Source organism: Phreatobacter oligotrophus, from assembly GCF_003046185.1.
Lineage (GTDB): Bacteria > Pseudomonadota > Alphaproteobacteria > Rhizobiales > Phreatobacteraceae > Phreatobacter > Phreatobacter oligotrophus.
Map to the genome: position 1 here is coordinate 476,559 of NZ_PZZL01000004.1, position 20,104 is coordinate 496,662.

At 69.3% G+C, this 20,104-nt stretch carries 20 protein-coding genes; 6 read left to right on the forward strand and 14 right to left on the reverse strand.

Annotated elements, in window-relative coordinates:
- The first annotated feature begins 70 nt into the window (after nucleotides 1–70).
- Nucleotides 71–292 (forward strand): DUF2842 domain-containing protein, encoded by a 222-nt coding sequence (locus C8P69_RS12045; RefSeq protein WP_108177385.1) that lies wholly within the window; start codon nucleotides 71–73, stop codon nucleotides 290–292.
- Nucleotides 292–1,134, forward strand: a complete 843-nt coding sequence (gene panC / locus C8P69_RS12050; RefSeq protein WP_108177387.1) for a pantoate--beta-alanine ligase — start codon at nucleotides 292–294, stop codon at nucleotides 1,132–1,134. Before C8P69_RS12045 ends, panC begins: the two co-directional genes overlap by 1 nt.
- A 3-nt stretch (nucleotides 1,135–1,137) precedes the next feature.
- Here the strand turns inward: panC and C8P69_RS12055 are convergent, their stop codons facing one another.
- The 3 genes from C8P69_RS12055 to C8P69_RS12065 all read right to left on the reverse strand — a co-directional run bounded on the left by C8P69_RS12055 (nucleotide 1,138) and on the right by C8P69_RS12065 (nucleotide 4,168).
- A complete protein-coding gene (locus C8P69_RS12055) occupies nucleotides 1,138–1,551 on the reverse strand; it encodes a DUF1489 family protein (RefSeq protein WP_108177389.1) in 414 nt (137 codons plus the stop codon).
- A 47-nt stretch (nucleotides 1,552–1,598) separates the two neighbouring features.
- A complete protein-coding gene (locus C8P69_RS12060; protein ID WP_108177391.1) occupies nucleotides 1,599–2,009 on the reverse strand; it encodes a hypothetical protein in 411 nt (136 codons plus the stop codon).
- Between the two features lie 107 nt (nucleotides 2,010–2,116).
- Nucleotides 2,117–4,168 carry an acetyl/propionyl/methylcrotonyl-CoA carboxylase subunit alpha gene (locus C8P69_RS12065; protein WP_108177393.1) on the reverse strand — a complete coding sequence of 684 codons (2,052 nt, stop codon included), beginning with the start codon at nucleotides 4,166–4,168 and terminating at the stop codon, nucleotides 2,117–2,119.
- Between the two features lie 164 nt (nucleotides 4,169–4,332).
- On the opposite strand from C8P69_RS12065, the gene C8P69_RS12070 reads away from it, so the two are divergent.
- On the forward strand, nucleotides 4,333–5,730 hold the full coding sequence (locus C8P69_RS12070; protein ID WP_108177395.1) for an amidase: 1,398 nt from the start codon (nucleotides 4,333–4,335) through the stop codon (nucleotides 5,728–5,730).
- Nucleotides 5,731–5,889: 159 nt separating this feature from the next.
- Here C8P69_RS12070 and C8P69_RS12075 read toward each other — a convergent pair whose 3' ends face one another.
- The 5 genes from C8P69_RS12075 to C8P69_RS12095 form a co-directional block, all read right to left on the reverse strand.
- A complete protein-coding gene (locus C8P69_RS12075) occupies nucleotides 5,890–6,621 on the reverse strand; it encodes an SDR family NAD(P)-dependent oxidoreductase (protein ID WP_108177397.1) in 732 nt (243 codons plus the stop codon).
- Between the two features lie 298 nt (nucleotides 6,622–6,919).
- On the reverse strand, nucleotides 6,920–8,527 hold the full coding sequence (locus C8P69_RS12080) for a carboxyl transferase domain-containing protein (protein WP_108177398.1): 1,608 nt from the start codon (nucleotides 8,525–8,527) through the stop codon (nucleotides 6,920–6,922).
- A 95-nt stretch (nucleotides 8,528–8,622) separates the two neighbouring features.
- Nucleotides 8,623–9,408, reverse strand: coding sequence for a molybdate ABC transporter substrate-binding protein (locus tag C8P69_RS12085; RefSeq protein WP_170118220.1), 786 nt, complete (start codon nucleotides 9,406–9,408; stop codon nucleotides 8,623–8,625).
- 75 nt (nucleotides 9,409–9,483) lie between these two features.
- Nucleotides 9,484–10,134 (reverse strand): glutathione S-transferase family protein, encoded by a 651-nt coding sequence (locus C8P69_RS12090; protein WP_108177402.1) that lies wholly within the window; start codon nucleotides 10,132–10,134, stop codon nucleotides 9,484–9,486.
- A gap of 98 nt (nucleotides 10,135–10,232) precedes the next feature.
- Nucleotides 10,233–10,646 (reverse strand): rhodanese-like domain-containing protein, encoded by a 414-nt coding sequence (locus tag C8P69_RS12095; protein WP_108177404.1) that lies wholly within the window; start codon nucleotides 10,644–10,646, stop codon nucleotides 10,233–10,235.
- A 108-nt stretch (nucleotides 10,647–10,754) separates the two neighbouring features.
- Between C8P69_RS12095 and C8P69_RS12100 the strand changes: the two genes are divergently transcribed.
- The gene (locus C8P69_RS12100) at nucleotides 10,755–11,432 is read left to right on the forward strand and encodes a DUF599 domain-containing protein (protein ID WP_108177406.1); all 678 of its coding nucleotides are present in this window, start codon (nucleotides 10,755–10,757) and stop codon (nucleotides 11,430–11,432) included.
- A 60-nt stretch (nucleotides 11,433–11,492) separates the two neighbouring features.
- Here the strand turns inward: C8P69_RS12100 and C8P69_RS12105 are convergent, their stop codons facing one another.
- Entirely contained in the window at nucleotides 11,493–13,508 is a 2,016-nt protein-coding gene (locus C8P69_RS12105; protein ID WP_108177408.1) for a hypothetical protein, read from the reverse strand.
- An 82-nt stretch (nucleotides 13,509–13,590) separates the two neighbouring features.
- Between C8P69_RS12105 and C8P69_RS12110 the strand changes: the two genes are divergently transcribed.
- Complete coding sequence (locus C8P69_RS12110) at nucleotides 13,591–13,857, forward strand: DUF3253 domain-containing protein (RefSeq protein ID WP_108177410.1); 267 nt, start codon at nucleotides 13,591–13,593, stop codon at nucleotides 13,855–13,857.
- A 4-nt stretch (nucleotides 13,858–13,861) separates the two neighbouring features.
- Here C8P69_RS12110 and C8P69_RS12115 read toward each other — a convergent pair whose 3' ends face one another.
- Nucleotides 13,862–14,680, reverse strand: coding sequence for a YdcF family protein (locus C8P69_RS12115; protein WP_108177412.1), 819 nt, complete (start codon nucleotides 14,678–14,680; stop codon nucleotides 13,862–13,864).
- Complete coding sequence (locus C8P69_RS12120) at nucleotides 14,677–15,849, reverse strand: isovaleryl-CoA dehydrogenase (RefSeq protein WP_108177552.1); 1,173 nt, start codon at nucleotides 15,847–15,849, stop codon at nucleotides 14,677–14,679. The genes C8P69_RS12115 and C8P69_RS12120 overlap by 4 nt, the downstream gene beginning before the upstream one ends.
- Before the next feature lie 72 nt (nucleotides 15,850–15,921).
- Between C8P69_RS12120 and C8P69_RS12125 the strand changes: the two genes are divergently transcribed.
- Nucleotides 15,922–16,434: a methyltransferase family protein gene (locus C8P69_RS12125; protein ID WP_245902008.1), complete on the forward strand. Its 513-nt coding sequence runs from the start codon at nucleotides 15,922–15,924 to the stop codon at nucleotides 16,432–16,434.
- A gap of 189 nt (nucleotides 16,435–16,623) precedes the next feature.
- Here C8P69_RS12125 and C8P69_RS12130 read toward each other — a convergent pair whose 3' ends face one another.
- The 3 genes from C8P69_RS12130 to C8P69_RS12140 all read right to left on the reverse strand — a co-directional run bounded on the left by C8P69_RS12130 (nucleotide 16,624) and on the right by C8P69_RS12140 (nucleotide 20,087).
- Nucleotides 16,624–17,613: a glycoside hydrolase family 25 protein gene (locus C8P69_RS12130; RefSeq protein WP_108177414.1), complete on the reverse strand. Its 990-nt coding sequence runs from the start codon at nucleotides 17,611–17,613 to the stop codon at nucleotides 16,624–16,626.
- 55 nt (nucleotides 17,614–17,668) lie between these two features.
- Nucleotides 17,669–18,388: a ribonuclease activity regulator RraA gene (locus C8P69_RS12135; RefSeq protein ID WP_108177416.1), complete on the reverse strand. Its 720-nt coding sequence runs from the start codon at nucleotides 18,386–18,388 to the stop codon at nucleotides 17,669–17,671.
- 133 nt (nucleotides 18,389–18,521) lie between these two features.
- Nucleotides 18,522–20,087, reverse strand: a complete 1,566-nt coding sequence (locus C8P69_RS12140) for a putative bifunctional diguanylate cyclase/phosphodiesterase (protein WP_108177418.1) — start codon at nucleotides 20,085–20,087, stop codon at nucleotides 18,522–18,524.
- Nucleotides 20,088–20,104: the final 17 nt, after the last annotated feature.

Here is a 20,104-nt window from a genome sequence, read left to right on the forward strand (position 1 = left end):
CCTTCGTAAGGGCGAGATATAGCCCTGCCCCACCGCCCGGCAAGGCGGCAACCGGACCCGGTCATCACGCATGCGTCAGCGCACCCGCAAGCTCTTCGGCACGATCCTCCTCCTGGTCTGGGTGACCTTCTACGCCCTGATCGTGATGGCGATCATGCACAATGCCGTCCGCCGCTTCGGCCCCATCGGCGAGCCACTCTTCTATGCCGCGGCCGGAATCGCCTGGATCCCGGTGGCCATGCTGGTCATCTGGTGGATGGGTCGTCCCGACCCCGAGGAGGATGAGGCCTGATGGCCCGCCCGCAGGTCGTCCGCACCGTCGCGGACCTGCGCACCCTCGTCGCCGGCTGGCGCGCCGAGGGTCTGCGCGTCGGCCTGGTGCCCACCATGGGCGCGCTCCATGCCGGCCATGTCTCGCTGGTCGAGACGGCCCGGCGCTCCGCCGACCGCGTCATCGTGTCGATCTTCGTCAATCCGACGCAGTTCGCACCCAATGAGGATTTCGCAAAATATCCCCGTACTTTCCAGTATGATCTTGATGTCCTGTCTGAAGTCGGGACGGAGGCTGTCTATGCGCCCGAGGTCCCGACCATGTACCCGCCGGGCGCCGCCACGACCGTCAGCCTGACCGGACCGGCGACGGCGGGCCTCGAGGATGTCTCCCGCCCCTTCCACTTCCCGGGGGTCGCGACCATCGTCGCCAAGCTGCTGATCCAGGCGGGGCCGGATGTCGCGGTCTTCGGCGAGAAGGATTTCCAGCAGCTCGCCGTCATCCGCCGCATGGCGGCGGACCTCGACCTGCCGGTGGAAATCATCGGCGGCGCGACGGTGCGCGATGCCGACGGCCTCGCCCTCTCCTCCCGCAACCGCTACCTCTCGGCGGAGGAGCGCACTACGGCCCCGGTCCTGCACCGGACCATGCTCGGCGTAGCGAAGGCGCTGGGAGACGGCCTGTCGCCCGCTGAAGCGCTCGCCGAGGGCCGCGCCGCCATCACCGCCGCCGGCTTCGACCTCGACTATCTGGAGCTCAGGGCCGCCGACGACCTCGGGGACCCGCGTCCCGGCGTGCCCTGGCGGTTGCTGGTGGCAGCAAGGCTCGGCGCGACGCGGCTCATCGACAATATCGCGGTCTGAGGGTCAGAGCAGGCCGAGCTCGGCCAGTTCCTTCGCGAGTTCGGGCGGCAGGTCCTTGGTCGCGCCCGACGACAGGTCGGCCGGCGCGTCCTTCGGATCGAGATAGCGCCAGCCCTGGAACGGACCCTTGCGGCGAGGCTGTACCCGGTGGATCACCGGCTCAAGGACCAGGTCACAGCGGGAAACCCCTTCCCCGTCTGTGAAAGGGCGAATCTCGATGAGCCGTTGGCGGCACTGGATGACCCCCTTGATCACCCAGTAGAGCGACCCCTCGCCGACGATCTCGTCGCCGCGCTTCGGCTGCATCCGCGTCGTGTGGATCTGCTCGCCGAAGGTCTTGATGCGCCAGTCCACCCATTCCTGGAGGTCTTCGACCGAGTCGGCGCCGACGCAGAGCTTGATGAGGTGGAGGGTCATGCCCCCCTATCTAGCGCGGCCACCCGCCGCCCCCAAGGGCCGAACCCTTAGCGGTTGGGGACAAGCGGTGCCGGACGCAGGCCGAGCGCCATGCAGAGGTCCGTGCGCCAGAACGGCCCGTCCCGGCGGGCCGCGATGACGACGCGCTGGGTGACCTGCAGGGGAATGCCGCAGGCGGCGGAGCTGGCGGGGGTCAGCAGGGTCAGCGAGGTGACGTCCGGGCCCTTTTCGAGGCGGGTGACGTCGATGGTGGCCTGCAACTGGCCGCGGGCGAGCGTGACCACGGCCACCGTGCCCTCGAAGACGATGTCGGCGCGCTGGACGATCTCGGCCCGGGAGAAATTGAAGCACTGGCAGGCGGCGGCCGGGGTGGCGGCGAGGAGGGTCAGCGCCAGGGCGAGCAGCCGCAGTCCACCCCTCCCCGGCGGGGAGAGGTCGATGCGAGCCCTGGCGAGCATCGGGAAAGGGGGAGATGAGTGAGGGTGATGGGCCCCCTCTCCCGGCGCTGCGCGCCGACCTCTCCCCGCCGGGGAGAGGTGGAAGGAAGCGCCTGCGAGAAAGGCCCTCACGCCGCCTGGTCCTGCGCCGCCTCGATGGCCGCGACGGGCGCGCCCTCGGCGACCTGCTCGCCAGCCGTGACCGAGACCGAGGTCACGACGCCGTCGCTCGGCGCCAGCAACGTGTGCTCCATCTTCATCGCCTCGATGACCGCGACCCGGTCGCCCTTGGCGACCTGCTGGCCCGGCTCGACGAAGACCTGCACGACCTTGCCATGCATCGGGGCTTTCACCGACCCGCCGCCGTCGAGATGGTCGAGATCGACGTCGAGCGGGTCGAAGGCGCGAACTTCGGTCTGCCGGCCGTTGCGGATGACGAAGATGGCATCGGCAGAGGGCACCAACGCTACGTCGCGAGGATAGTTTCGCAGGTCGTTATCAAGCAGAAATGTCTCCAGAAAGCCTAGGTATCCCTTATACCAAGGCGACATTTCGGCCGTCTGCCCGGCGACCTCGGCGACTGGAAAGCCTCTTGGAAACGTTAGTCGAGCAGAGTGAAGCTCCCCATCAACTACGACCGGGACGTTCTGATGGCGCGGGGAATCAGACAGGCGAAAGGCGTCCGCTGACATAACGCTCCACGGTGAATAGCCGTCTCGGTGCTGCTGTTCGGCCCTCCAGGCATGCTTCATCTGGCGCTGAACAATACCCAACACCCCCACCGCCGCCGCTTTCGCATCCATCGGCTGCGGGACGGCCCCCAGCACCTCGACATTCCGGTCGATGAACCCCGTGTCGAAATCGCCGGCCCGGAACCCCTCGGCCTCGGTCAGCGCCGTGAGGAACGTCACGTTGGTCCGCGGACCCGCCACCACCGTCCCCGCCAGCGCCTGACCCAGCCGATCCAGCGCCTCGTCGCGCGTCGCGCCACGGGCGATCACCTTGGCGATCATCGGGTCGTAATAGGGCGAGACCTCCGCCCCCTCCTCGACGCCGGTGTCGATGCGCACGCCCTCCGCGGCCCCGAATTCCAGCGCATGGAGCGTGCCGGTCGAGGGCAGGAAGCCCTTTTCCGGGTCCTCGGCATAGAGCCGCGCCTCGACCGCGTGGCCGTGGATGGCAAGGTTCTCTTGGGAGAGCGGCAGCGGCTCGCCGGCGGCGACCCTCAGCTGCCATTCCACGAGGTCCTGCCCCGTGATCGCCTCGGTCACGGGATGCTCGACCTGCAGGCGGGTGTTCATCTCCATGAACCAGAACTTGGTGGGATCGAGGCCGTTGGACCCGTCGGCGATGAACTCCACCGTTCCCGCGCCGACATAGCCGACCGCCCTCGCCGCCTCGACCGCGGCGCGGCCCATGGCCTCGCGCATGGCGGCGGGCATGCCCGGGGCCGGGGCTTCCTCGATCACCTTCTGGTGGCGGCGCTGCAGCGAGCAGTCACGCTCGAACAGGTGGACGACGTTGCCCTGCGTGTCGCCGAAGACCTGGATCTCGATATGCCGGGGCGAGAGCACGTATTTCTCGATCAGCACCCGCGGATCGCCGAAGGCGCCCTGCGCCTCGCGCTGCGCCGAGGCCAGCGCCTCGTCGAAATCCATGGCCTTGTCGACGCGCTTCATGCCCTTGCCGCCGCCGCCGGCGACCGCCTTGATGAGCACGGGATAGCCGACCTCGTAGGCCTTCTCCTTCAGGAATTTCGGGTCCTGGTTGGCGCCGTGATAGCCGGGCACGACCGGCACGCCGGCCTTCTGCATCAGGGCTTTCGCGCCATCCTTGAGGCCCATGGCGCGGATGGCGGTGGCCGGGGGCCCGACGAAGACGATGCCGGCCTCGGCGCAGGCCTCGGCGAATTCGGCGCGCTCGGACAGGAAGCCGTAGCCGGGATGGATGGCCTCCGCCCCCGACTGCTTCGCCACCGCGATGATCTTGTCGATGACGAGATAGCTCTCGCGCGCCGCGGCAGGCCCGATCGGATAGGCCTCGTCCGCCATGCGCACATGCATTGCCCCGGCATCCGCCTCGGAATAGACGGCGATGGTGCGCAGCCCCAGCCGCTTGGCGGTCTTCATGACGCGGACGGCGATCTCGCCGCGATTGGCGATGAGGACGGAGGAGAACATGCACGCCTCGGCTGGACTGCGGGGTGCCGACTTTACCCTGTTCGCCCATCGATTCCAGCGGTCCGAAGGGGCGAGCGCCGCGCATGGCCTCCCTTCCCCGTCCCGCCTTGCACCTGCCACCAAGCGGCGTGACAAGGGTTGCGCCCCTGCCGGAGCCGCATGCCATGACCGACCTCGCCGACCTCTCCGCCGCCGCCCTCTCCCGCGCCTTCCGGGCGAAGCGGCTCTCGCCGGTGGAGGTGACCCGCGCCGTCCTCGCCCGCATCGAGGCCTCGGAGCCCGCCCTCAACGCCATGTACATCGTCTCGGCCGAGAGCGCCCTGAAGGCAGCGAAGGCCGCCGAGCGTCGCTGGGCCAAGGGCAAGCCCCTTTCCCGCCTCGACGGCGTGCCGGTGACGGTGAAGGAGAATATCGGCACGGCCGGCGACCCCGCCCCCATCGGCGTGCCCATTGCCGACATGACGCCGCGGGCGGAGGACACGCCCGTCCCCGCACGCCTGCGCGAGGCCGGCTGCGTCATCCTCGGCAAGACCACCATGCCGGACTACGGCATGATGTCCTCGGGCCTCTCCTCGCTCCACGGCGTCACCCGCAACCCCTGGGACCTCACGAAGAACCCCGCTGGCTCGTCGTCCGGCGCCGGCGCGGCGGCCGCTGCCGGCTACGGCCCGCTCCATATCGGCACCGATATCGGCGGCTCGATCCGCCTGCCCGCCGCCCATTGCGGCCTGTTCGGGCTGAAACCCTCCTATGGCCGGGTGCCGATCCACCCGCCCTACCCCGGCCGCGTCGCCGGCCCGATGACCCGCACGGTCGAGGACGGCGCGCTGCTGATGGAGGTCATCGCCCGGCCCGATCCGCGCGATTTTGCGAGCCTGCCCCCCGGCCCGGCCGACTTTGCCCGGGGCCTGAAAGGCCTGCCGCTCAAGGGCCTGCGCATCGGCGTCTTCACGGCCATGCAGGCGGGCCTGCCCGCCGATCCCGCCATCATCCGGGCGGTGAAGGCGGCGGCCAAGGCGCTCGCCGCCGAGGGCGCCGTCGTCACGCCCATCGAGGGTTATCTCACCCACGACATGCTGGACGGCATCTGCCGCTTCTTCGAGGCCCGCTCCTATGGGGACGTCGCCAAGCTCAAGGCGGCCGAGAAGAAGCAGATCCTGCCCTACATCGTGGAATGGGCGACCTGGCGCGCCCGCAAGTTTACCGGCGAGGATGTGATGAGCGGCTTCCTCGCCATGCAGGCCATGCGCGAGGCGGCGACCAGAGCCATCCAGCCCTTCGATTTCCTGCTCTCGCCCTGCACCTGCCCAGTGAACTATGCCGCCGAGGCCCATTCGCCCACCGACGATCCGCACCGCGCGCTGGACCACATCCCCTTCACCGTGGCCCAGAACTTCTCCGAGCAGCCGGCGGCGAGCGTCAACTGGGGCTATGACCGCAAGGGCTTCCCCATCGGCGTGCAGGTGACCGGCCATCGTTTCGATGACCGCGGGGTGATGCGGCTCTGCGCGGCGCTGGAGGGGCTGCGTCCGGAGCAGCGGGCCTGGCCGGTGGTGGGGTGAGCGGGGGATCGGCGCCTCAGATCATGCGCCACCCTTGGTCGTCATGCCCGGGCCTGTCCCGGGCATCCACGACTTGACCACGGCCCATCGGTGAAGTCGTGGATGCCCGGCACAAGGCCGGGCATGACCCGAAGAGGGCGGTATCCGTCCGCAGCGCGCTCAAATCGGCGCCACGCCCACCGTCATCCCGCCGCAGACATACAGCACCTGCCCGGTCACGAAGCCCGCGCCATCCGACAGGAAGAAATCGGCGGCATGGGCGATGTCCTCGGGCTGGCCGAGCCGCTGGACCGGCACGCCGCGGATGATCGCCTGGGTGCGCGGCGAATTGTGCGGGTTCGCGCTCTTGAACAGCTCTGTCTCGATAGGCCCCGGCCCGATGGCGTTCACGGTGATGCCGTGGGGGGCGAGCTCCAGCGCCCAGGTGCGGGTGAGGCCGATCACCCCCGCCTTGGTGGCCGAATAGGCGGTGCGCAGCTCCTTACCGAGCGCGGCGCGGCTGGAAATGGTGACGATCCGCCCCCTGCCCGCTCCCCTCATTGCCGGCAGCACCGCTTGCGCGGCGAGGATGCAGGCGCGCAGGTTGATCGCCACCACCTTGTCGAAATCCTCCATCGTCGTCTCCTCCAGCGAGGCGGGAGCGGCGATGCCGGCATTGTTGACGAGCCAGAGGATGGCGTTCTCGGCGGTGATGGCGGCAAGCGCGGCCTGCGTCGCGGGAAGGTCGGTCAGGTCGCAGGCGACGTGACGGGCGGGCGAACCGGCCGCGGGCGGCTCGCGATCAAGGCTGACGACAGGAATGCCGCGCGCGGCGAGCCGCTGGACGATGGCCGCGCCGATGCCGCGCGAGCCGCCGGTCACCAGGGCGGCGGGAGGAAGGGTATCGGTCATGCGTTTCATCCCCGTGATCGGCCGTTAGCGGCGCTTATCGGGGTGAGACTAGACGGGTCGGAGCGCATCAGGCGAGCGGTTGGACTGCATGACGCAAGTGCGTCCTTCGAGGCTCGCTAAAGCTCGCACCTCAGGATGAGGGAGGTGGAGCGTGGCATCAGCCTCCCTTCGCGACGAGTCGTTCGCGCGCGTCTCCCTTGATGCAGGTCTCTCCCCTCCTCATCCTGAGGTGCTCGCCTGAAGGGCGAGCCTCGAAGGACGCAGTTGCGTCGTGCAAGGATCTGCCGAACCGCAGCAATTACATCCTAAACACGCCGAACTTCGTCTCTGGCACCGGCGCATTGAGACACGCGCTCAGCGCCAGCGACAGCACCCGCCGTGTCTCGCTCGGCAGGATGATGCCGTCGTCCCAGAGCCGGGCCGTCGCGTAATAGGGATGGCCCTCGGCCTCGTAATTCGCCCGGATCGGGGCCTTGAAGGCCTCTTCCTCCTCGGCGCTCCAGTCCCTCCCCTCGGCCTCGAAATTCTCGCGCTTCACCGTCGCCAGCACGCTCGCCGCCTGCTCGCCGCCCATCACCGAAATGCGCGAATTCGGCCAGGTGAAGAGGAAGCGCGGCGAATAGGCCCGCCCGCACATGCCGTAATTGCCGGCGCCATAGCTGCCGCCCACCAGCAGGGTGATCTTCGGTACCTGCGCGCAGGCGACCGCGGTGACGAGCTTGGCGCCATCCTTGGCGATGCCGCCGGCCTCGAACTGCCGGCCCACCATGAACCCCGTGATGTTCTGCAGGAACAGGAGCGGGATGCGCCGCTGGCAGCACAGCTCGATGAAATGCGCGCCCTTCATGGCGCTTTCCGAGAACAGGATGCCATTGTTGGCGATGATGCCGACGGGCATGCCGTGCAGCCGCGCAAAGCCCGTCACCAGCGTCGTGCCGTAGAGCGCCTTGAACTCGTCGAACTCGGACCCGTCCACCAGCCGGGCGATGACCTCGCGGATATCATACTGGGTCTTGAGATTGGTCGGGACCAGCGCCTCGAGTTCGGCCGGGTCGTGCTTCGGCTCGCGCGGCTCGGCCAGCGCGATGTCGACGGTCTTCACCGAGTTGACGTTGGCGACGATGCGCCGGGCAATGGCCAGCGCATGGGTGTCGTCAACGGCATAGTGATCGGCAACGCCGGACTGCCGCGCATGGACGTCGGCGCCGCCGAGATCCTCCGCCGTGACGATCTCGCCGGTCGCGGCGCGCACAAGCGGCGGGCCGCCGAGGAAGATCGTGCCCTGGCGGCGGACGATCACCGTCTCGTCCGACATGGCCGGCACATAGGCGCCGCCCGCCGTGCAGGAGCCCATGACCACCGCGATCTGCGGGATGCGCGCGGCGGAGAGATTGGCCTGGTTGTAGAAGATGCGGCCGAAATGCTCGCGGTCGGGGAAGACCTCGGTCTGGTGCGGCAGGTTGGCGCCGCCGGAATCGACGAGATAGACGCAGGGCAGCCGGTTCTGCAGCGCGATTTCCTGGGCGCGCAGATGCTTCTTCACCGTCATCGGGTAGTAGGTGCCGCCCTTGATGGTGGAATCATTGGCGACGATCATCACCTCGCGGCCCTCGACCCGGCCGATGCCGGTGATGACGCCAGCCCCATGGATGGGCTCGCCATACATGCCGTTCGCGGCGAGCTGGGAGAGTTCGAGGAAGGGCGAGCCGGGGTCGAGGAGGCCCATCACCCGGTCGCGCGGCAGGAGCTTGCCGCGGGCGACGTGGCGCTGCCGGCTCTTCTCATTGCCGCCGAGGGCGGCTTCCGCGCGCTTCGCCTGGAGGTCCTCGGCGAGAGCCCGCCAGGCCTCGGCATTGGCGCGGGCCTCGGGGGCGGCGGGATTGAAGGCACTCTTCAGGATGGCCAAGGCTGAAACGCTCCGGCGGATCTGTCGGGGCGCCTTGGTTAGCGCGGCAGGGCCTGCCTGTCATCCGGGCGGAGCGGCGGAGGCACCGCCGCAGCTCAGGGGCCGACGGGCTCCATATGCGCGGCACGGATGAGCGCCGCCGCCTCAGGGCTGCGCATCAGCGCCAGGAAGGCCCGCGCCGCCTCGCCCTCGCGCGCCGTGGCCGACAGGCCGGCCGAATAGGTCGTGGTCAGCTGGATCTCGGCGGGGAGCGACCCGATCATGCGTACGCCGGGCACCGGCATGATCTCGCTGATCTGGTGGAAGACCACGTCCGCCTCGCCCCGAACCACGCGCTCGGCGACGTAACCGCCCATTTGCGGCCGGGCCCGCGCCGCCAGTTCGTCCTTCAGGCCGAGGCGCTCGGCCAGTTGGACGAAATAGGTGCCGCTGGTGCCGCCGCTGGCCGGATCGACATAGGCGATGCCCTTGGAAGCGAGGATCAGACGGCGAATGTCGTCGACGGTGGCGATGGGCGGCACAGGCGCGCCCTCCTTGATGCCGATGCCGATGCCGGTGCGCGCCAGGTCATAGCGCGTTCCCGGCACGACCTTGCCGCCCGTCACGAGCGCGTCGATGACGACCGGCGTCGCGACGATGACGTCCGCCGCCTCCCCCGCCTCGACGCGGCGGCGCACGCCACCCGCCGTGTCGGCGACGAGGGTGATGCGATGGCCGCTGCGGGCCTGGAACAGGTCAGCAATCCGCTGCGACACCTCCTTCGAGGCGCCGGTCACCATGACCGTGAGGTCGGCGGCCATGGCGCTGGCCGGCAGGAGGCCGAGACAGGCGCTGGCGGCGATGGCCAGGATGGTGCGGCGGATGGTGAAACGGTGCGACATGGCGGGGCTCCCTGTCCTCATCATGGAACCGCGAGCGGCGGCGACAAGATAGGGGAATGCGGGGGCCACCGCCGCTCAGGTCACGTCGTCGCTGTCGGCGAGGCGCCAGGGCTCGATGAGGCCTGCCTCCATCCAGTCCTTCCAGGCGGGAAGAGCCATGATCGCGTCCATGTAGGCGCGCGCCTCCGGCGGCACCGGCACCGCATAGCAATGGAAGCGCGAGACGACCGGCGCATACATGGCATCGGCTCCCGAAAAGGCGCCGTAGAGGAACGGGCCGCCGGCCCCGAAACGCGCCCGCGCCTCCGTCCAGCCGGCGACGATCCGGGCGACATTGGCCTCGACCTCGGGGCCGAGGACGATCGGATGCGGCACCCGCCGGACATTCATCGGGCAGCGGTTGCGCAGGGCCTGGAAGCCCGAATGCATCTCGCTGGCGATGGAGCGGGAATGGGCGCGGGCGGCGGGATCGGCCGGCCAGACGCCGCGATCCGGGAAACGATCGGCGATGTATTCGATGATCGACAGGCTCTCCCAGACGACGATATCGCCGTCGATCAGCGCCGGCACCTTGCCGCCCGGCGAGAGCTTCCGAATGGCCTCGGCCGATCCCTCCCGGTAGAGCGGGATCAGCTCCTCATCGAACGGGATGCCGAGGACCTTCAACAGGATCCACGGCCGGAACGACCACGACGAATAGGCCTTGTTGCCGATGACGAGCTTCATGACGGGCCTCCCGGGGAAGAGAGGCCATCATGGAAGGCCAGCGAGGATCGATCCAGCCAAGCTTCGTGATCGTCTCATGCGCGGCGCTGATGAATCGATCAGGCCTTCGGCTTCGGCGCCCACTCCTCCACCGGCCCGCCGGTCTTCTTCCAGGCGCCGAACCCGCCCTCCACATGGGCGACAGGCTTCAGGCCCATGTCCTGGGCCGTCTTGGCCGCGAGCGCCGAGCGCAGGCCGCCGGCGCAGAAGAACACGAAGGTCTTGTCTTCCTGGAAGACCGGCTTGGCATAGGGGCTTTCCGGGTCGATCCAGAACTCCAGCATGCCGCGCGTGCAGTGGAAGGCGCCGGGCACCTTGCCGTCGCGCTCCAGCTCGCGCGGGTCGCGAATGTCGACGAACACCACGTCGTCGCGGCCATGGAGGGCCTTGGCCTCCTCGATGGTCAGCGTCTTCACCTCGGCATTGGCCTGGTCGATGAGCGCCTTGTAGCCCCGCGTGATGGTCTGCGGCATGCGATCCTCCTGTAGCGGGTCGAGCCTAGCACCATCCGCCGCCTCTTCGACACCCGCCGGACGGCGGACGACTCGACGCCGCCCCGCCCGCCTTGCTACGCCTGTCCCATGCTTGATCTCACGCTCTTCGACGCTTTCGCCTTCGCCTATTTCGTCGCGGCCTGGGGCACCTATGCCTGGCTGGTGGAAATCTGGAGCGGCGGCAGGACCGGCCTCACCGCCTCCATGGCCATCTACCGGAAGCGCTGGATGGAGGAGATGACGGTGCGCCCGAACCGCATCGTCGACACCCAGATCAACATGACGCTGCAGCAGGGCTCATCCTTCTTCGCCTCGACCTCGCTGCTCGCGGTTGGCGCCTGCCTCGGCCTGCTCAACGCCTCGGACCGGGCGGTGGAGGTGGTGCAGACCCTGTCCTTCGGCCATGCCGGCACGCGCCAGCTCTGGGAGATCAAGCTCGCGGGCCTCACCGTCGTCTTCGTCTATGCCTTCTTCAAGTTTGGCTGGGCCTACCGGCTGTTCAACTACTGCGCCATCCTGATCGGTGCGACGCCCGAGGGCGACCGCCGCACCTCCGACGAGGCCAAAGCCATGGCCGAGCGCGCGGCGAGGATGAACACCATCGCCGCCGCCCATTTCAATCGCGGGCAGCGCGCCTTCTTCTTCGCGCTCGGCTATCTCGGCTGGTTCGCGGGGCCGGTGGTCTTCATCGTCGCGACGACGGCCGTCTTCGCCGTGCTCTATCGCCGGCAGTTCCACTCCGAGAGCCGGCAAGCGGTGATCTAGCGCATCACCCCGCCAAGTGGGTCCCGGTTGGCGGACCCGGATGATGCGCCCACATCAGCGCTAGCTCCTGCGCCGCGGATCCGGGTGCCCGTCGAGGCGCATCTGGAAGAGGAAATAGGTCGGCGAGCAATAGCCGAGCCCGGCGACGCGGCCGACATCGGGCAGGTCCGACGGCAAGGCCTGGCACATGAAGTCCTCGCGGCAGAGGCGCTCGGCCGAGCAGGTCGCGCGCATGCCGCGGACGATGGAGCCGCCGAGGCAGCTGGCGAAATCGTTGGTGGCGACGCAGATGTCGAAGGCGCGGCCGCCGGCAAAGCCGCAGATCTCGTTCGGCGGCGTCTGGCCCGGCCGGAAACCCACGAAGCGCCGGTCATTCTCGTCACACTGGCGATAGGCGAGGCCCGCCGGCGCACCGCCCACCGGCGGCCGGCAGGTATGGTCGCGCGCATTGATGCGGGTGGCTCGGCTGTTCACCTGCCCCGTGACGGCGAAGCGGTCGAGCCAGGGACGGATCGGATCCGTGGCGATCCGCCCGGTGAGGCAAGCCTGGCCGGAGAACTCGTCGCGCTTGTCGTTGAGCACGCACTGGCCAAAGGACACGCCCAGCGCCGCATTCTCCGCGAGCTCCTGGCAGGTGGCGCGGCCCTCGCAGGTAAAGCCCGCCGCCACATGGCGGCGCTGGCTGTCCGGCAAGCAGGCCTGGCCGAGCCCTGCCCGCTGGAAGGCGGGCACGCCCTCCCCGCCCCAGCGCGCCAGCGGGCTGAGCGGCAGGGGCCGGTAGCGGTTCGGCTGGTGATCGGCGGCGACCGCCTCTGCATAGGCGGCGCGGCGCGCCCGCTCGGCATGGAGATGCGGCGAGTAGCCGACGAGGACGCGGTTCACCGGCGACGCATCGGGGGCATCCTCGCCGATGAGATGGAAGCCGGCCGTGGCGCCGGACTGGTGGCAGCCCTGACAGGTCCCGGCATCGAGGCGCTCGATGAAGCCCGCGGGGCTCGCCGCCGTCGTCATGCCGGCGAAGGCAAGGCCTGAGAAGGCGGCGCCATCCCGCCCGAACACCTGCGAGAACGGTCGGTTGGCGAGCCGGGCCGAGCCATAGGTCGAGAAGGAGATGGCCTTGGTGGCAAGGAACCGTTCGGGCACCAGCACCACGCCGCGGTCGACCTCACCCGCCCGCTCGCCGAGGAACCGGGCGAGGTCGTCGCGCAGGGCCGCGTCGGCCTTGAGCCGCGCCGCGTCGGGCGTGTTTTCGAGCGGTTTTTCGGTGACGCCCGTGTCGGTGACGCCGAAGACGCGCATCAGATAGGCCGCCTGGCCACCGAAGGTCGTCTCCTGGCCTGAGGGGAAGCGGACCACCTGCGCATTGATCTCGACCTGCTTCGGCCGGCCGGTCGCGCCCGCCAGCACGGTGGTGGCGAGCCAGGTGGCGCGGGCCTCCGGCGTTGCAAGATCGGCCGGGACCAGCGTCGCGCGGGCAAGGGCCGCGCAGCCCCCATCGCCCGGCCTGAGGTCATGGACGACATTGACCGAGAAGGGCATGCGCGAGGCATAGGTGCGGCCGGCCCGCTGGAAGCGGTAACCGAGCCGATAGACGAGCCGCACCTCGCCGCAGGTCTCCGCCTGCCGGGAGGGTTCGGCGAAATCGCGCCGGTCGAGCCGCAGGACCACGCCGACGAGCCCGAACCGCGCCGTCGGAGCGCTCATCCAGGCGGTTTCGAAGATGCGGCCGACATTGCCGTCGGTGATCTCGTAGAGCTTGCGCCCGCTCGCCTCCATGTCGCGGCGGAGCCCGGCGACATCGGCGATGACGGTGGCGGTAAGCTGGCGATAGGACGCGCTGGCGCCGTGCAGCGCCTCGTTGCTCGCGGCATCGGGCCTGCCGAAGGCGGCGCCGAAGCCGAAGCCGCGCCGCTCCAGAAGGCCGAGGGTCGCCGGCTCCAGCGTGTCGAGGAAGGGCCGCCCGGCCGTCATGCCGGCGCCGCCGGCAGCGGCTGCAGCCGGGGTGGAGACGGCAAGGCTCGGGGCGGCCATGGCCATGGCGAGGACGACGGCGGAAAGCGGGCGCAGAATCGGCATGGCGGCAGGATGCCCATGACAGGTTTCCGCCGCGTGGCGGCTGTGCCTCGACGGCGTTGCCGCGCTGGTGCATGAGAGGGCCATGAGCGCCCCCGATTCAGACCTCGAAGCCGCCATCCTGACGCTCGCCGCGGCGCGCGGGCCGGACAAATCCATCTGCCCGTCGGAAGCGGCGAAACAGGTGGGCACCGATCGCGGCATCGACTGGCACAGCCTGATGCAGCCGGTCCGCCGCACCGCCGTGCGGCTGGCCATGGAGGGACGGCTCATCATCCTGCGCAAGGGCAAGCCAGTGGACCCCGCCGACTTTCGCGGCGTCTATCGCCTCACCGTTCCCCGCCAGGACTGATGCCTCAAGGGCTAGGAAACAGCGCGTCCGTGCGCCCGCCGACCCGATAGGCGAGCAGGCCGACCCACTCGCGCGCCATGCGATCGGTGAGGTCGAGACCGCGGCTCATCGGCAGGATCGGGCGGGTGAGCTCGCGATCCGTGCCGCGCGTCTCGAAATCGGTGGGATAGGCGATGACCGGCCAGCCGGCCTGCCGGAAGATGCCGACCGAGCGCGGCATGTGCCAGGCGGAGGTGACGAGCAGCCAGCGTTCACCCGGTTGCGGCTTCACCAGGGCCTTGGAGAGCACGGCATTCTCGTAGGTGTTGCGGCTCTCCCGCTCCAGCGTCAGGCGCTCCGGCGCAAGGCCGAGCTGGCGGAACAGGGCAAGGGCCGCACCGGCCTCGTCCAGGCCGCTGGTGCGGAAGACTTCCGCCGATCCGCCGGTAAAGACGATCCGCGCGTCGGGGAAGCGACGGGCGAGCGCGACGGCCTCGGTCATCCGTCCCGGCGCGGCGCCGATCGTCGGCTGTCCCCGCGCGGCAGTGGTGAGCTGGTCCATGGAGCCGCCGAGCACGATGATGCCGGTCGGCGCCGCCATGTCCGCGGGCGGCGAGGGGAAGCGATCCTCCAGGGGCCGGGCGAGCCACAAACCAAGCGGAGCGATACCGCAGAGAAGGAGCCCCAGCGCACCGAGGACAACCAGCCGGCGCCCTCCCCGCGACCATCGGGTGAAGAGCAGCAGCGCGCCGACGACGAGGATGGCGGTGAGCAGGTTCGACGGCGCCGCGAACCACCAGAGCAACTTCGACAGGTAGAAGAAGAGGTGGTTCGCCAGGCTCATGCCGTCTTCTGGAACAGCTCGCGGCCGATCAGCATGCGGCGGATCTCAGATGTGCCCGCGCCGATCTCGTAGAGCTTGGCGTCGCGCAGCAGGCGGCCGGTGGGATAGTCGTTGATGTAGCCGTTGCCGCCGAGCAGCTGGATCGCGTCCAGCGCCATCTTCGTGGCGTTCTCCGCGGCATAGAGGATGGCGCCGGCGGCATCCTCGCGGGTGGTCTGGCCGCGGTCGCAGGCCTTGGCCACGGCATAGACATAGGCGCGGGCGGCATTCATCGACACATACATGTCGGCGAGCTTGCCCTGGACGAGCTGGAACTCGCCGATGGCCTGACCGAACTGCTTGCGCTCGTGGACATAGGGCATGACCACGTCCATGCAGGCCTGCATGATGCCGAGCGGGCCGGCCGCCAGCACGGCGCGCTCGTAGTCGAGGCCGCTCATCAGCACGTTGACGCCGCGGCCGACCTCGCCGAGCACGTTCTCCTCCGGCACCTCGCAATCCTCGAAGACGAGCTCGCCGGTGTGGGAACCGCGCATGCCAAGCTTGTCGAGCTTCTGGGCGCAGGAGAACCCCTTGAAGCCCTTCTCGATGAGGAAGGCGGTCATGCCGCGGGCGCCCGCCGCCGGATCGGTCTTGGCATAGACGACGAGCACGTCGGCATCGGGACCATTGGTGATCCACATCTTCGTGCCGTTGAGCACGTAGCGGTCACCCTTCTTCTCCGCCCGCAGCTTCATCGAGACGACGTCAGAGCCGGCGCCGGGCTCGGACATGGCGAGCGCGCCGACATGCTGGCCGCTGATCAGCTTCGGCAGGTAGCGCCGCTTCTGCGCCTCCGAGCCGTTCTTGCGGATCTGGTTGACGCAGAGGTTCGAATGGGCGCCGTAGGACAGGCCGACCGAGGCCGAGGCGCGCGAGATCTCCTCCACCGCGATGCAGTGCTCAAGATAGCCAAGGCCCGACCCACCATAGTCCTCCTCCACCGTGATGCCGAGCAGGCCGAGCCCGCCCATCTTCTCCCAGAGGTCCATCGGGAACTGGTCGGTGCGGTCGATCTCCGCGGCGCGCGGGGCGATCTCCTCCTGCGAGAAGGCGAAAACCGTGTCGCGCAGCATGTCGGCGGTCTCGCCGAGATCGAAGTCGAAGGGGCGCGGCGCGTTCCTCAGCATGGGGGCATCCTTCAGGTGCGGCCCTTCGTCCGGGGCCGGGCCATGGTTATAGAAGCGGCCGGAACCCATGTCATGATCGCCGAGAGGCAGGGTGAAGCGATGACGCAGCAGAACGGGGCGAGCGACTATGCCGAGCGGCCGAACCGCTGGCCGCTTCCGCCGGTCATTTTCGGCCTGTCGCTGGCCCTCGGCTTCGGGCTCGACAGCCTGGCGCGGGTGGCGCTGCCCGCCCCCGGCATCGCCAAGCTCCTCGGCGCGCTGGCGCTCGGCGCCGGGCTGGCGCTCGTGCTGTGGTCGACCTCGACGCTGTCGCGCGCCCGCACGGCGATCCTGCCGCATCACCCCGCGACGCGGCTGGTGACATCAGGCCCCTTCGCCTGGAGCCGCAACCCCATCTATCTCGGCGAACTCTGCCTCATCGCCGGCTTCGGCGGGGTGGAGGGATCGCTCGCCTATCTCATCGCCGCAGCCGTCTTCGTGATGGCCATGACCCATTTCGCCATCCGTCGCGAGGAGGCCCACCTCGCCGCGCGGTTCGGGGCTGAGTGGGAGGCTTACGCGGCGCGCGTGAGGCGATGGGTGTAAGGCGGTTGGTGCATCGCTTGCGATCTGGCAGGTGAACCGCAGTCCGTCATGCCCGGGCTTGGCCCGGGCATCCACGACTTGAACACGACGCTTGAGGGCCAGAATTCGTGGATGCCCGGCACAAGGCCGGGCATGACGGGCTCAGGGTCCCGCGGCAGGACCATTCGGGCTTCTTGTCTCGGATGACTGTCAGAACCGCGGCCGGGAGGCCGGCACGGGCGCGCTGGTCATGGCCGGTGTCTCGGCGGTCGGGACGGCCGCCGCCGGAACGTTGGTCGTCGCGGCCGGAACCTGCTGGGCTTGCGTCTCCGCCGCCGCCACCGTCACGGCCGGCGCAGCCGGAGCCTGGGGCGCGGGAGCCGAGGCCACCGCCGTCGCACCATGGTGGTGATGCCGATGGCGGAAGCCGGTCTGGGCCAGCTGCTGCCACTGGTGGTGCGAGCCGGCGAAGACGTTGCGGTCCACCGGCGTGGAAATGCCGGCGACACGGCCGGTGGCGGTGATCTGCCAGAAGGCCCAGCGGCGGCCGGGATAGCGCTCGTGCGGCACGGCCGCGACCGATCTCACCCAGAACGGGTATTCGGCGAACTCGCCGTTGGCGAGCACCTCGCGATGGAACTTGATGTCGGCATAGATGATCGGCTTTTTGCCGTAATGGCGTTCCATGGCGTGCAGGAATTCCCGCATCTTCGCCTGGGCCAGCGGCACCGGAACGCGGCGCGGGCAGGTCGGCGACTGGAAATTCCATTCCACGTCGAGCACCGGGGGCAGCGCATCCGGCTCCACCGGCACATTGCGCTTGAACCACTCGATCTGCTCGGCCATGGGCCGGCACCAATAGGTGAAATGGTAGGCGCCGCGCGGGATGCCCGCCCGGCGCGCGCCTTCCCAATTCTCGCGGAAACGGCTGTCGAGCAGGTCGCCGCCTTCCGTCGCCTTGATGAAGGCGAAGGACACGCCGGCCGCCCTCACCTGCTGCCAGTCGATCGTGCCCTGGTACTTCGACACGTCGATGCCATGCACGGGATGGGCGTGATGGCCCACCGTATGCGTGATGGTCGGGAAGGGATGGTCGCCCGTCGCCGCAGCCGAGACCTCGGCCGTCGGCACGCTGCCGCAGCCGGCGAGCTGGAGCCCCAGCAGGGTCACGGCGGCGATGAAAAGCGGGCGTCGCGTCATGGTTACGGCTCTGGCGGGAAAATGCGGCCGCGCTGCGGCGGCCGCCTCAGGACCCTTATGCTTTACGGCCGGTTTCTTTTTCGTAGCGCGCCTTGGTCTCGGCATTCGGCGGATAAAGGCCCGGCAGCGGCAGGCCCTTCTCGACCTCGCCCATCAGCCAGCCCTCGAGGTGCTCCTGCGCCTCGGCGGCCTCCAGCACGGCATCCACCATGTCCTGGGGAATGAGGACGGCGCCGTCGCCATCGCAGACCACGATGTCATTCGGGAAGACGGCGACGCCGCCGCAGCCGATCGGCTCCTGCCAGTTGATGAAGGTGAGCGCCGCGACCGAGGCCGGGGCGGCCGCGCCCGAGCACCAGACCGGCAGGCCGGTGCCGCGCACGCCGTCGGCGTCACGGACGACGCCGTCCGTCACCAGCGCCGCAACGCCGCGCTTCGCCATGCGGGCGCAGAGGATGTCGCCGAAAATGCCGGCATCCTTCGAGCCCATGGCATCGACCACGGCGATCACGCCCTCGGGCATGGCCTCGATGGCGCCGCGGGTGGAGATCGGGTTCGACCAGCTCGCGGGGGTGGCGAGATCCTCGCGCGCGGGGACGAAGCGCAGGGTGAAGGCGCGGCCGACCGTGCGCTTGCCGGCATGGGAGAAGGGCGCGGTGCCCGCCATCCAGATCTTCCGGAGACCCTTCTTGAGGAGCACCGTCGTCAGGGTCGCGGTGGTGATGGTCTCGAGCTTGGCCTTGACGGCGGGATCGAGCGGCAGGACGGCGGTCATGGAGGGTCTCTGGGGTGAGGGTTCGAGGGCACGGAAACTGCCCCACCCCGGCCCGCCTGTCGAGCGTCGCGGCCATGCGTTCGTGAGCCACGACACATTCGCTGCGCCGGCAGGCCGACGAGCGGCCCTGGCCTCAGCCCGCAGCGGCCAGATCACGCGGCGGCGCAGCGGCCGCGGCATAGCGCCGCTCGAACTCAGCCACTGTCATCGGGCGCGCCAGATGATAACCCTGCATGAGCCCGCAACCGGCAGCGCGCAGGAAACGCGCCTGTTCGGCGGTCTCGACGCCCTCGGCGACGACCTTCAGCCCGAGGGCCCGTCCCAGATTGACGACGCAGTGGAGAATGGTCGCCGCCTCGACGCCGCTATCGAGGTCGGCAACAAAGCTGCGGTCGACCTTGAGGGCGTCGAGGTTGAAGCGCCGGAGATAGCTGAGCGAGGAAAAGCCCGTGCCGAAATCGTCGAGGGCGATCTTCACCCCGAGTGCGCGCAACTCGTGCGTCACGGCGCGGGCATGCTCGGCGTCCTCGATCATGACGCTCTCGGTGATCTCCAGCACGAGGCGGTCCGCCGGCAAGCCGCTGTCGGCCAGCGCAGCCTTCACCTGGGCGACGAAATCACCGCGCCGGAACTGGATCGGCGAGACGTTGACCGAGACGAACAGCTCCTCCCAGCGCGCCGCAGCCCGGCAAGCAAGGCCCAGGATGTTCGCCCCCAGGCGGTGGATCAGGCCGCAGCTCTCCGCCAGGGCCACGAATTCAGCCGGCCCCACCCGGCCGCGATAGGGATGGTTCCAGCGGGCCAGCGCCTCGACGCCCTTCATGGTGACGCCGTCGGACCCGAAGATCGGCTGCAGGTCGATGTCGATCTCGCCATTGATCAGCGCGCCGCGCAGCTCCCGTTCCTGATAGCGGCGCTGGGATTCGTCGCGGTCCATGTCGGGGTGGAACGCCACGGCGCAGTTCTTGCCGCGCGCCTTGGCGAGATAGAGCGCCCGGTCGGCGCGCCGCATCATGTCGTCACGCACCGTGCCGCGCTCCTGCGTGGCGCAAAAGCCGATGGAGGCCCCGACCGACAGGGTGTGTCCATCGAGGGCGATGGGCTTGCGGACCTCGGTGATGATCAGCCGGCAGGCGGCCGCGATGTCGGTGGCCTCCGGCGCCCCCTCGATCAGCACGGCGAATTCGTCGCCGCCAAGCCGCCCGATGGCGACGTCCGGCCCGCAGACGAAGCGCAGGCGCCGCGCCACCTCCGCCAGCACCGCGTCACCGGCGTGATGCCCGTAGGTGTCGTTGATCTCCTTGAACAGGTCGAGATCGAGCAGCAGCAGCGTCACGCCGCCGCGGCGCTCGATGCTATCGAGCGAGGTCTCGAAGGTGCGGCAGAAGGCAGCGCGATCGGCGAGGCCGGTGAGGGCATCGATGCCCATGGGCAGGAGGAACCGGGAACCGGCGATGACATCGCGCTGGGACAGCCGCAGCCGCAGCAGCAGCCCGAGCGTGAGGAGGGTGCCTGCGACCACCCAGGCGCTGATCTGACCAACCCAGGAGCCATGGGATCCCATCACCAGCCGGACGGGCGTCCAGGCATGGACGGCGAGCATCAGAGCAGCCGCGGCGATCGAAACGACGCCAAATCCGACCGCCCAGACTTGACCGCTCAAGGCGGCATCGGCGCGGCGCTTGACTGACAATGACATTCCGGATCCCCGGCGGG